Source organism: Pseudomonas sp. MSSRFD41 (genome assembly GCF_014230245.1).
Classification (GTDB): domain Bacteria; phylum Pseudomonadota; class Gammaproteobacteria; order Pseudomonadales; family Pseudomonadaceae; genus Aquipseudomonas; species Aquipseudomonas piscis.
The window spans coordinates 32,612-44,378 of the sequence record NZ_JACKZK010000037.1; the positions used below are offsets into that span (position 1 = coordinate 32,612).

12 protein-coding genes are annotated in these 11,767 nt (G+C 63.1%); 4 read left to right on the forward strand and 8 right to left on the reverse strand.

Annotated elements, in window-relative coordinates; translation table 11 throughout:
• Nucleotides 1–42 precede the first annotated feature (42 nt).
• Nucleotides 43–1,224, forward strand: coding sequence for a 23S rRNA pseudouridine(2605) synthase RluB (gene rluB, locus H7A76_RS30425; protein ID WP_185701939.1), 1,182 nt, complete (start codon nt 43–45; stop codon nt 1,222–1,224).
• Between the two features lie 69 nt (nt 1,225–1,293).
• On the opposite strand, the gene H7A76_RS30430 is transcribed toward rluB, so the two are convergent.
• Nucleotides 1,294–2,259 carry a leucyl aminopeptidase gene (locus H7A76_RS30430; protein WP_185701940.1) on the reverse strand — a complete coding sequence of 322 codons (966 nt, stop codon included), beginning with the start codon at nt 2,257–2,259 and terminating at the stop codon, nt 1,294–1,296.
• Nucleotides 2,260–2,322: 63 nt separating this feature from the next.
• On the reverse strand, nt 2,323–2,460 hold the full coding sequence (locus H7A76_RS30435; protein ID WP_022643000.1) for a hypothetical protein: 138 nt from the start codon (nt 2,458–2,460) through the stop codon (nt 2,323–2,325).
• A 1,023-nt stretch (nt 2,461–3,483) separates the two neighbouring features.
• Here H7A76_RS30435 and H7A76_RS30440 point away from each other — a divergent pair.
• The gene (locus tag H7A76_RS30440; RefSeq protein WP_185701941.1) at nt 3,484–4,905 is read left to right on the forward strand and encodes an amino acid permease; all 1,422 of its coding nucleotides are present in this window, start codon (nt 3,484–3,486) and stop codon (nt 4,903–4,905) included.
• A 114-nt stretch (nt 4,906–5,019) separates the two neighbouring features.
• A complete protein-coding gene (arfB, locus tag H7A76_RS30445) occupies nt 5,020–5,433 on the forward strand; it encodes an alternative ribosome rescue aminoacyl-tRNA hydrolase ArfB (protein WP_185701942.1) in 414 nt (137 codons plus the stop codon).
• Here arfB and H7A76_RS30450 read toward each other — a convergent pair.
• From H7A76_RS30450 to phhA, 6 genes are all read right to left on the reverse strand, one after another.
• Nucleotides 5,430–6,629 carry an MFS transporter gene (locus tag H7A76_RS30450; protein WP_185701943.1) on the reverse strand — a complete coding sequence of 400 codons (1,200 nt, stop codon included), beginning with the start codon at nt 6,627–6,629 and terminating at the stop codon, nt 5,430–5,432. The two genes, arfB and H7A76_RS30450, sit on opposite strands and share 4 nt — an antisense overlap.
• Before the next feature lie 107 nt (nt 6,630–6,736).
• Complete coding sequence (locus H7A76_RS30455) at nt 6,737–6,919, reverse strand: hypothetical protein (RefSeq protein ID WP_185701944.1); 183 nt, start codon at nt 6,917–6,919, stop codon at nt 6,737–6,739.
• Nucleotides 6,920–6,996: 77 nt separating this feature from the next.
• Entirely contained in the window at nt 6,997–7,128 is a 132-nt protein-coding gene (locus H7A76_RS32550) for a hypothetical protein (RefSeq protein WP_260498120.1), read from the reverse strand.
• Nucleotides 7,129–7,320: 192 nt separating this feature from the next.
• Complete coding sequence (locus H7A76_RS30460) at nt 7,321–8,511, reverse strand: amino acid aminotransferase (RefSeq protein ID WP_185701945.1); 1,191 nt, start codon at nt 8,509–8,511, stop codon at nt 7,321–7,323.
• Nucleotides 8,511–8,867: a 4a-hydroxytetrahydrobiopterin dehydratase gene (locus H7A76_RS30465; RefSeq protein WP_007930096.1), complete on the reverse strand. Its 357-nt coding sequence runs from the start codon at nt 8,865–8,867 to the stop codon at nt 8,511–8,513. The genes H7A76_RS30460 and H7A76_RS30465 overlap by 1 nt, the downstream gene beginning before the upstream one ends.
• Nucleotides 8,868–9,077: 210 nt before the next feature.
• Nucleotides 9,078–9,869: a phenylalanine 4-monooxygenase gene (phhA, locus tag H7A76_RS30470; protein WP_185701946.1), complete on the reverse strand. Its 792-nt coding sequence runs from the start codon at nt 9,867–9,869 to the stop codon at nt 9,078–9,080.
• 306 nt (nt 9,870–10,175) lie between these two features.
• On the opposite strand from phhA, the gene H7A76_RS30475 reads away from it, so the two are divergent.
• Nucleotides 10,176–11,738 (forward strand): sigma-54-dependent transcriptional regulator, encoded by a 1,563-nt coding sequence (locus tag H7A76_RS30475; RefSeq protein ID WP_185701947.1) that lies wholly within the window; start codon nt 10,176–10,178, stop codon nt 11,736–11,738.
• Nucleotides 11,739–11,767: the final 29 nt, after the last annotated feature.

Below are 11,767 nucleotides of genomic sequence, written 5' to 3' on the forward strand. Positions count from 1 at the left end.
TCAGGCGGCTCGGCCTGAAGCGCCACACCGGGAGGTGCCCAGATGAGCGACAAAGACCAGAACGACCAGGAAATCCGTCCAGCCGGCGAGAAACTGCAGAAAGTCCTCGCCCGCATCGGCGTCGGCTCGCGCCGCGACGTCGAGGCCTGGATCAGCCAGGGCCGGATCAAGGTCAACGGCGTGGAGGCCACCCTGGGCCTGCGCGTCGACCTGCACGATGCCATTTCCATCGATGGCAAGGTGGTCAAGCGCGAAGAGGCCGCCGAGTCGGTGCGCCGCGTGATCATGTACAACAAGCCCGACGGCGAGATCTGCACCCGCGACGACCCGGAAGGCCGCCCCACCGTATTCGACAAGTTGCCACGCCCGCGCGAAGGCCGCTGGATCAATATCGGCCGCCTCGACATCAACACCACCGGCCTGCTGATGTTCACCACCGACGGCGAGTTGGCCAACCGCCTGATGCACCCTTCCTTCGAGATGGACCGCGAGTACGCGGTACGTGTGCGTGGCGAGGTGGATGACCAGATGATCGAGCGCCTCAAGGCGGGCGTCATGCTCGAAGACGGTCCGGCCAAGTTCACCGATATCCAGCAAGCTCCCGGCGGCGAAGGCTTCAACCACTGGTACCACTGCGTGGTGATGGAAGGTCGCAACCGTGAAGTGCGCCGCCTGTGGGAATCCCAGGGCCTGGTGGTCAGCCGCCTGAAGCGCGTGCGTTTCGGCCCGGTGTTCCTCAACTCCGACCTGCCCATGGGCCGCTGGCGCGAAATGAGCCAGTACGAGGTCGATGTGCTCAGCGCCGAAGTCGGCCTGGCGCCGGTGGCGATGCCGCAGCTCAATGCCAAGTCCAAGGACCGCCTGGAACGCATGCAGCGCAAATCCTCGCGGCCGATGGCCAAGGGCGAGCGTGTGCGCACCCTGCGCCCGGCCAATGGTGCCCCGGTCGCCCCGCGAGCCCCGCGCGAGCCGCAACTGGAAGCCGAACGCCCTGGCCGCAAGCCGGCTGGCCGCCAGGATGGCGAGCGCGCTCCACGGACCCCGCGCCCGGCAGCGAGCCGTGGAACCCCGGTAGCCGAACGTCCGGCGGATACCAAGCGCCCTGCGCCGAAATCCAAGCGCCCAAGCCCGGGCCTGGACCAGGATGCACCGTCGGGCAAGCGCCGTGGCGCTCCGGCCGGTAGCGGCCAGCGTCCGGGCTTCGGTCGACGCAAGCCGGAATAAGCCCCTCTTGGGATGAAACAACGCCAACCTTCGGGTTGGCGTTTTTTTTTGCCGGCCATCCTGGCCGGGCTAGAAGGCGAACCGGCCGTCGAATACCGGCTTGCGGTCCGCTGCCAGTACCCCGGAACTGAAGATCAGGTCCAGATGGTGGCTACCCTTGGCGCCCCCGCCCAGCCCCAGATGCAGCCCGCAATGGCGTTCTTCGAAGCCGGAGTTGCGTCCGTAGAGCGACTTGATGCCTTCATTGGTGCCGATGCCCAGTTCCTCGATGCGCCGGTTCGACGGGTTGGCATCCAGGTACTTGTTGAAGTCGTTGACCAGGCCGGGCACCTGGCTCGCTACCTGGCGGATGCTCGAGTTCTCGATCCACAGCTCCAGCGGCACCTGCAGGACCCCGTATTTGCGGGCGAAGGGAATGGTACTGAGGAAGGTGCCGAGGAACTTCACATGGCCATTGATTTCGTCGCTGTGGGTAGCGATCTCGCCCGGCGCCAGGTCGTAGTTGCCCACGCCGTTGATATCGGTCCACTTCTTCACCGTGTGCAGTGGCGCCTCGAAGTACGACCCCAGGGGATCGCTGAAGCTCAGGGTGCTGGCCTGGGACAGGCGGCGGATCAGGGTTGCGTTGAGGTCGGCGATGCGCTGGGGCTCGACGCTGAAGGTGTCGTAGAAGTACTCGCCGTAGTCCTTGAACAGCAAGGATTTCTTCCAGTGCTCGGCCATCAGCCCATGGAGCGGGCGGAGGAATTCCGGACCGTCGGGGCGCGGCTGGGGCAGGGTCGAGGAATCGTAGAAAAAAATGTACAGGTCGCATTCGGTGATGGCCCGGACGAGGTTCTCGGCCGGCTCCAGGTCCAGGCGCAGGGCACTGATGGTCAGCGGCGTGGCCTGGCGGGCTTGTTCGATGATGGCCAGGGTCATGGCCTGGTACTCGGCGGTATGGCCGATCAGCACCTGGGCGGTTGCCAGGCCGTCGAGGGCCGGGTGCCGTTCCAGGTAGTACAGGAAATGACGGATGGCGCGAGTCTGGTCCATAAAACCTCCCTGTAGGACAAAGATGACCGGAACAGGCAGGGCCTGCCCCGGTCCGCGGGCGTCTTACATCGGCCACATGGCGGTGCCGAATGGCACCACGGCATCGGCTTGCATCATTTCCACGGCCGCATCGTGGGTTGCAGCTTCGAACCAGTCGTCCAGTTGCAGTTCGGTTTCCAGCTCTTGTTCCAGTGCTTGCATGGTGCTTCTCCTGAATGACATTGCGCTTGGCAGTCCATTGGCGGAACGGATCGACAGCCGTGAACGGAGGGTTGCCGAAGCCGCCCATTCGTTCCTCGAGCTTGCCGGGTGACTGAGCCGGCAAGTGGCTGGAAACCTAGACCAGGGTGTTTTGAAGTGCAAAAAAATAATTAGAATATTTTTTTATGAACTTTATTTTCTATTTTGGTTGGGGAAATTCACCTCATAAAACAGAATCCTAGGCAGCTTCTGCGAGCTGGGGCACGCTAGCGTCAATTTGCAGGCGGTCCAGGCCTGGTAGCGGAATGGCAAATCTACGTTACGGCGTGTAAAGGCATGTTTACGAAATATGGCGCTTTGCCCCGTGGATGGACGCTCGTTTTTTATCTGTAAGGAAAATTTTCCGCAGGACCGCTCGCCATCGGTTGCCAAAGGCTCTGGCCCGCTTGTTCCAGGCCGTCCGGGCAGGTGAGATGTACACCTGCCTGCGTACAGGTGCATAACAAGAAGGAGGCGCAATGAACGCCGTAACCGACTTCCATCGATCCCCTTCGAAGAGCGTCGACCGTCGCTTTTCCATCGACGACCCCACTCGGTCCGTCTCATTTTTCGCCGCCGATGCCGAGCATCGAGCAGGCCACGCAAGATCCCGGTTACCGGCACGCTGATACAGCGATGTCTGGCGGCAGGGGGTCAGGGGTGTACAATGCCCGGCGTTTTAACTGTGACCCCACTGCGTACCCGCGCATTTTGCGTCTGGACAGCGGTTTCCAGCCTGCCTGCATAGCCCTGGAAACACCTGCACAGAACCAATAACTCAAGGTTATCCACCTTGTTCATTCCGTCGCGTCACGAGCGCGATGGGTTCGATTTCGTCACAGATAAAAACAAACAGGTGACGCATGACCGTTAAAAAAACGCTGAACTTCTGGTGCTTGCGCTGGGGTTTGATCCGCGCCGCTTAAGCCTTCACCGGGCGGCAACGTCTGCAAATATCATCAAACCTTGCGTGAGAAAGTTTTTATGAGTGGACAAAACTCGCAGTCAGGCGAGCTGAAACGCGGCCTGAAAAATCGCCATATCCAATTGATCGCCCTGGGTGGCGCAATCGGTACCGGCTTGTTCCTGGGGTCGGCCGGGGTGCTCAAGTCCGCCGGCCCGGCGATGATCCTCGGCTACGCCATTTGCGGCTTCATCGCCTTCATGATCATGCGCCAACTGGGCGAGATGATCGTCGAGGAGCCGGTAGCCGGCTCTTTCAGCCACTTCGCCCACAAATACTGGGGCGGCTTCGCTGGTTTCCTCTCGGGCTGGAACTGCTGGATCCTGTATATCCTGGTGGGCATGTCGGAGCTGACCGCGGTCGGCAAGTACATCCACTACTGGTGGCCGGACGTCCCGACCTGGGCCTCGGCGGCCGCGTTCTTCGTCCTGATCAACGCCATCAACCTGGCCAACGTCAAGGTCTTCGGCGAGGCCGAGTTCTGGTTCGCCATCATCAAGGTGGCGGCGATCGTCGGCATGATCGCCCTGGGCAGCTACCTGCTGGTCAGCGGCCATGGCGGCCCGCAGGCGTCGGTGAGCAACCTGTGGTCCCATGGCGGCTTCTTCCCCAATGGTGTCAGCGGCCTGGTGATGGCCATGGCGATCATCATGTTTTCCTTCGGTGGCCTGGAGATGCTCGGTTTCACAGCGGCCGAGGCCGACAAGCCGAAGACCGTGATCCCCAAGGCGATCAACCAGGTGATCTATCGCATCCTGATCTTCTACATCGGTGCCCTGGTGGTGCTGCTGTCGCTGACTCCCTGGGACACCCTGCTGACTACCCTCAACGCTTCCGGCGATGCCTATAGCGGCAGCCCGTTCGTCCAGGTGTTCTCGATGCTGGGTAGCAACACCGCGGCGCACATCCTCAACTTCGTGGTCCTGACCGCGGCGCTGTCGGTGTACAACAGCGGCACCTATTGCAACAGCCGCATGCTGCTGGGCATGGCCGAGCAGGGCGATGCCCCGCGGGGCCTGGCCAAGATCGACAAGCGCGGCGTGCCGGTGCGTTCGATCCTCGCCTCGGCGGTGGTGACCTTCGTCGCGGTGGTGCTCAACTACCTGATCCCGCAGCATGCCCTGGAGCTGCTGATGTCCTTGGTGGTGGCGACCCTGGTGATCAACTGGGCGATGATCAGCTACTCGCACTTCAAGTTCCGCCAGCACATGGACCGCACTGGCCAGACCTCGCTGTTCAAGGCCCTGTGGTACCCCTATGGCAACTACATCTGCCTGGCGTTCGTGGTGTTCATCCTGGGCATCATGCTGATGATCCCCGGCATCCAGGTTTCGGTGTACGCGATTCCGGTGTGGCTGGTCTTCATGTGGGTCTGCTACAGAATCAAGAACAAGCGTGCCGCCCAGCAGCCGCTGCAGGCCGCCGGCTCCGTGCTGAAATAAGCGCGCTCGCTGCCTCGACAGACCCGGCTTCGGCCGGGTTTGTCATTTCTGGCCCTGGCGTAATGGCGGGGGAATGGGCGTATTCTGTGGGCCGCTAAAAAGGATTGCTGTTCCATGCTGGTGATTTCCAACAACGTGCATCTGCCCGATGCCGAGATCGAGCTGACCGCCATTCGCGCCCAGGGCGCCGGTGGGCAGAACGTCAACAAGGTCTCCAGCGCCGTGCACCTGCGCTTCGACATTCGCGCCTCATCCCTGCCGCCTTTCTACCAGGAACGCCTGTTGGCGCTGCGTGACAGCCGGATCACCAGCGATGGGGTGGTGATTCTCAAGGCCCAGCAATACCGCACCCAGGAGCAGAACCGCGCCGATGCGCTGTTGCGCCTGGTGGAGTTGATCCAGGGCGCCGTCAAGGTGCAGAAGAAGCGCCGCCCGACCAAGCCGACCCTGGGTTCGCAGAAGCGTCGCCTGGAAGGCAAGGCCAAGCGTGGCAGCATCAAGGCCGGGCGCGGCAAGGTGGATTTCTAGGTCGCGCTACGGTCCTGGCGCTGTCGTGGTGCCTGGCGATACAGGTACAGGCTCAGCAGCAGCCCGCTGCAAGAGGCCAGGGCGGCGAACAGGAAGATCGAGGCGAAGCCTGCGCTGGCGGCGATCGCCCCGGCCAGCGGCCCGGTGATGCCCAGCGACAGGTCGACGAACAGCGAATAGGCCCCTACCGCCGCGCCTCGGCTGGAGGCGGGCACCAGGTTCACCGCCTCGACGCCCAGGGCCGGGAATACCAGGGAAAACCCGAAACCGCTCAGCGCCGCGCCGGCCAGGGCCCAGTGGGCGTCGCTGGCCAGCCACAGCAGCAACAGTCCCAGGGTCTCCACCGACAGGCAGGCGATCGCCACGCGAAAGCCGCCGAGACGATTGATCAGGTTGCCGAACAGCAGTCGCGCACCGATGAAGCTGGCGCCGAACAGGCTCAGGGCCAGCACCGCGTTGGACCAGTCACGGGTGGCGTAGTAGAGGGTGATGAAGGTGGCGATGGTGCCGAAGCCGATGGAGCCCAGGGCCAGCCCGCAGCCGTGGGGGAAGACCTTGCCCAGGACGTGGATGAATGGCAGGCGTTCACCGGCGACGATGGGCGCGGCGAGCTTGGGCCAGGCCAGCAGCAGGCCCAGCACGGCCAGCAGGATGATGCCCACGCCCATGCTCCACAGTCCCAGGCGGTCGACCAGCATCACGCCCAGGGGCGCGCCGATGGCCAGCGCGCCGTAGCTGGCGATGCCATTCCAGGAGATTACCTTGGCGGTATTCTGCGCCCCGACCCGGCCGATGCCCCAGCCGATGGAGCCCGAGCCCACCAGGCTTTCCGCGCTGCCCAGTACCAGGCGCCCCAGCAGCAGGCTGGCCAGGCTCAGCACCGGCCATGCTTGCAGCCAGGCCGAAGCCAGCATGAACACGCCGCTCAGGCCGCAGCCCGCCAGGCCGTACATCACCGCGCGCTTGCTGCCCTGGTTGTCGATGATGCGCCCGGCGTAAGGGCGGCTGAGGAGGGTGGCCAGGTATTGCACGCTGATCACCAGGCCGGCGATCACCGCGCCGAAGCCCAGGTCGCTATGGACGTAGCCGGGAAGCACCGCCAGGGGTATGCCGATATTCAGGTAGCCGATGAAGGTGAACAGGACGATGGAAACGACTTGCAGCGTGACCGCCAAGGGGCGCTGGGTATCTGGCATGGGAAGGGGTCCGCTACTGCAGCTAGATAGATAGGCTGCTCATGATACCGGTGTGAGGGCGGGGGCAGGGGAAGAAATCGATGTGCCCCATGGGCTCGAGTACAGGCTCAGGTGTCCTGGTTGTCCAGCAGGCGGGTGGTGACCAGGGCGGCAAGGGCGTTTTCCCGGGTGCCGAAACGAGCCAGCAGGGCGGCCTGTTTCTCCGGGGCGAGGCGGTTCCACATCTCGATCATCTGCTGCGTGGCGCCAATCAGTACGTTGGCCTGGGTTTCGTCGAAGGTGTTGGTCATCGAGGGCTCGGGAGAGGATTCAGGCGGTGTGGAAAGCGCTTGAGTAGCGCTTTCCACACGGTCTGGCTAGAGCTTCTTCACTCTTCGCGGTCAGCCTTGCGGCTGTCGGCGGCTTCTTTCGCAGCAGGCTGTTCGGCACTGGTTTGCGGCGGGGTTGTCTGCTCAGTTTCGTGCAGGCTCGGGAAGGGGAGATTCGGGATCTCGTGCATATCGTTGCTCCTCGCAAAGTCTGTTTTTTAAATCGCTGGGTAGGTCCGCGCTTTTAAAAAAGCCTGGGCAGGATACAGCACTGGAAATGACAAAAAGATTTTTATCGCACTTTTCAGGATGAAAGGCGGTTCATCGAGGACCGATCGTCGACGAGGAGGCGCCAGGGGCCATCCTCGCCGGCAAGCCCTTGGCTAGATGACCCGGGCGATGGCTTCGGCCAGCTGATCCAGGCGGCTGGCGTCGATCCCGGCCACGTTGGCCCGGCCCGAGCTGACCATGTACACGCTGTGGTGTTCACGCAGTTCCTGGACCTGGGCGGGGCTCAGGCCGGTGTAGGAGAACATCCCGCGTTGCACGCCGATATGGGCGAAGCGCTCTGCCAGGCCATAGGGCTGCAGGGCTTCCACCAGGCCGGCACGCAGTTGCGCGATGCGCAGGCGCATGGCTTCCACTTCGTCGCTCCAGAGGCTCTTGAGCTGCGCATCGCCGAGGATGGTCGCTACCACGGCGGCGCCGTGGTCCGGTGGCGTGGACCACAGGTTGCGGGCGATGTGCGCCAGTTGGCTGCGTACGTCCAGCAGTTTCTCGGCATCCTGGGTGCAGACGATCAGGGCGCCGGTGCGGTCGCGATACAGGCCGAAGTTCTTCGAGCAGGAGCTGGTGATCAGCAGTTCCGGCAGCTGGGCGGCGAACAGCCGGACGGCCCAGGCATCCTGCTCCAGGCCATCACCGAAGCCCTGGTAGGCGAAGTCGATCAGCGGCAGCAGTTTGCGGCTGCGCACCACCTCCAGCACCCGTTGCCAGTCGGCCTGGCTCAGGTCGAAGCCGGTGGGGTTGTGGCAACAGGCGTGCAGCAGCACCACGTCGCCTTCCGGCACCTGGTTCAGGGTCGCCAGCATGGCTTCGACGTCCAGGCGGTTGTCACTGCCCACGTAGGGGTAGTGGCTGACCTTGATCCCGGCCGCGGCGAAGATGGTCTCGTGGATCGGCCAGGTCGGATCGCTCAGCCACACGCCACGGCCCGGTAGGCAGTGGGCGATGAAGTCGGCGCTCAGGCGCAGGGCACCGGTACCGCCTGGGGTCTGGGTAGCCCCGGCGCGTTGCTGGGCGATGAGCGGCGAAGCGCTGCCCAGCACCAGTTCATTGATCACCTTGCCGAAGGCCGCGTCGCCGTGGCCACCGATGTAGATCTTGGTGTCCTGGCTTTCCAGCAGGCGCTGTTCGGCCAGTTTTACCGAGCGCGGGATCGGCGTCAGGCCCTGGGCGTCCTTGTAGACCCCCACGCCCAGGTCGAACTTGCGCGGGTTGGGGTCGCTGGCGTAGGCCCCCATCAGGCCGAGAATCGGGTCGCCAGGCACACGACCGATGGCGTCGAAATGCATTACTTGCGTCCTTCTGCGGTCTTGGCCACTTCGTCGGTGCGGGCGGCCATGATGAAGTCGTTGCGGTGCAGGCCCTTGATGGAGTGGCTCCACCAGGTCACGGTCACCTTGCCCCATTCGGTCAGCAGGCCCGGGTGATGGCCTTCGGCCTCGGAGATCTCGCCCATGGCGTTGGTGAAGGCCAGGGCGAACTTGAAGTTCTTGAACAGGAAGACTTTTTCCAGCTGCATCACGCCGTCGCGAACTTCGATGTTCCAGTCAGGGATCTGCTTGATCAGCACCGGCAGTTCTTCGTCGCTGACCTGGGGGGCATCGGCGCGGCAGGCTTCGCAATGGGCTTGGTTCAGAGCGGTCATGGTGTATTCCCGAAATCGATTCTTGTTGGGGCAGGCTGGGGAAAACTGCTGCGCTGGGCAATCTCTTCCGGGTATCGGCGAAAAATGTCGGTCCGACGTGGCCGGGCCGCCATTTGTCACCTGTCCCAGGCGGGATTGCCTGCGCTCGTGAGATTTCGCGCAGCCCGTGGACGTTACTATCTTTCGCAGCGGCTCGCGAGTGCGGGCCGCTCAGGCCGCCTTGGGTTTTGGCGGAAACTTGGGTGCGTGCAGGCCCAGCTGCATGCCTTGGTGGACCAGGGCCATGATGTCTTCATGGGCCAGGTCGAACAGGCGCTTGAGCTCGGGCAGGACGAAGTAGATCGGCTGCAGGATGTCGATGCGATACGGCGTGCGCATGGCTTCCAGCGGGTCGAAGGCCTGGTGCTCCGGCTCTTCGGAGAGGCTGTAGACGGTTTCCTTGGGCGAAGACAGGATGCCGCCGCCATAGATGCGCCGGCCGGCTGGGGTCTCCACCAGGCCGAACTCGATGGTCATCCAGTACAGGCGGGCCAGGTATACCCGTTCTTCCTTGGTGGCTTGCAAGCCGAGCTTGCCGTAGGTGTGGGTGAACTCGGCGAACCAGGGGTTGGTCAGCAGCGGGCAGTGGCCGAAGATCTCGTGGAAAATGTCCGGTTCTTGCAGGTAGTCCAGTTCTTCGCGGGTGCGGATGAAGGTCGCCACTGGGAAGCGCTTGCTGGCCAGCAGTTCGAAAAAGGTCTGGAAGGGAATCAGCGCCGGGACCCGGGCCACTTGCCAGCCGGTGGTTTCGCCCAGGACCTTGTTGATTTCGCCGAGCTGCGGAATGCGATCGTGGGGCAGACCCAGCTTCTCGATGCCATCCACGTACTCCTGGCATGCACGGCCCTCGATCACTTTCAACTGGCGAGTGATCAGGGTGTTCCACACCGCGTGTTCTTCGGGTGGATAGTCGATAAAACCTTGCGCGTCGGGCTCGCGGGCCACGTACTGCGTCTGCTTCATGCTGCTCTCCTGCCAGGGGATGCGTTCTTGTTATGAATGACCCCAGTGATACGCCAGGGTGCGACGCTTTGCAGCAGCTGGCGGTGGTTGTAAGGACGCCTTTGAGTGACTTTTCTGTAAAATTTTCGTTACGAAATTGGCGCAAGCCCTGCACCACTGGGGATGAACGATTTGAAAATAGCGGAAGCTGTCACATAATCTTGACGATTATCTGCGGCCTCCAGCAGAAACTTTGCTGGCCATGACGCCAAAAGCGTCGTCAGCCGGCGTTTATGCCCCCTATATTTCCTTTCGGGCCTTTATTCCATGCGCATCAAAGTTCACTGCCAGAACCGCATCGGCATCCTGCGGGACATCCTCAACCTGCTGGTGGAGTACGGCATCAACGTTGCCCGGGGCGAGGTGGGGGGGGAGCATGGCAACGCCATCTACCTGCACTGCCCGAACCTGATCAACCTGCAGTTCCAGGCCCTGCGGCCCAAGTTCGAATCCATCACCGGGGTGTTCGGGGTCAAGCGCGTCGGCTTGATGCCCAGCGAGCGTCGGCACATGGAGCTCAACGCGCTGCTGGGGGCCCTGGACTTTCCTGTGCTGTCCATCGATATGGGCGGTTCCATCGTCGCCGCCAACCGTGCCGCCGCCCAGTTGCTGGGGGTGCGGGTCGACGAGGTGCCGGGCATTCCGCTGTCGCGCTATGCCGAGGATTTCGACCTGCCGGAGTTGGTGCGGGCCAACAAGTCGCGGATCAACGGGTTGCGGGTCAAGGTCAAGGGTGACGTATTCCTGGCGGATATCGCACCCTTGCAGTCCGAGCATGACGATAGCGAGGCCATGGCTGGCGCGGTGCTGACCCTGCATCGCGCGGACCGGGTCGGCGAGCGTATCTACAACGTACGCAAGCAGGAACTACGTGGCTTCGACAGTATCTTCCAGAGCTCCAAGGTGATGGCGGCGGTGGTGCGCGAGGCGCGGCGCATGGCGCCCCTGGACGCACCACTATTGATCGAAGGGGAAACTGGCACCGGCAAGGAGCTGCTGGCCCGCGCCTGTCATTTGGCCAGCCCGCGCGGCCAGTCGCCGTTGATGGCGTTGAACTGCGCCGGGCTACCCGAGTCAATGGCCGAAACCGAACTGTTCGGTTACGGCCCCGGGGCGTTCGAAGGCGCCCGGGCGGAAGGCAAGCTGGGCCTGCTGGAGTTGACGGCGGGCGGCACCCTGTTCCTCGATGGCGTGGGGGAAATGAGCCCGCGGCTGCAGGTCAAGTTGCTGCGCTTTTTGCAGGACGGCTGTTTCCGCCGGGTCGGCAGCGACGAAGAGGTGTACCTGGATGTGCGGGTGATTTGCGCCACCCAGTTGGATCTGTCCGAGCTCTGTGCCCGGGGCGAGTTCCGCCAGGATCTCTACCACCGGCTCAATGTGCTGTCCCTGCACATTCCGCCGCTGCGCGAGTGCCTGGATGGCCTCGCGCCCCTGGTGGAGCATTTTCTCGACCAGGCCAGTCGGCAGATCGGCTGCCCCTTGCCGCAGCTGGCCCCGGCAGCCATGGAGCGGCTTAGCCACTACCATTGGCCGGGCAACGTCCGGCAGTTGGAAAACGTGCTGTTCCAGGCGGTGTCGTTGTGCGATGGCGGCATGGTCAAGGCCGAGCATATCCGCTTGCCGGACTATGGTGCGCGCCAACCCCTTGGCGAGTTTTCCCTGGAAGGCGGGCTGGAGCAGATCGTCGGGCGCTTCGAGAAAGCCGTGCTCGAAAGCCTCTATGCCGAATTTCCCAGCAGCCGCCAGTTGGGCAAGCGCCTGGGGGTGTCCCATACCACCATCGCCAACAAGCTGCGCCAGTACGAGGTCGGCAAGGAGTCCCAGGAATGAAAAAGCCCCGCTGCAGCGGGGCTTTTTCA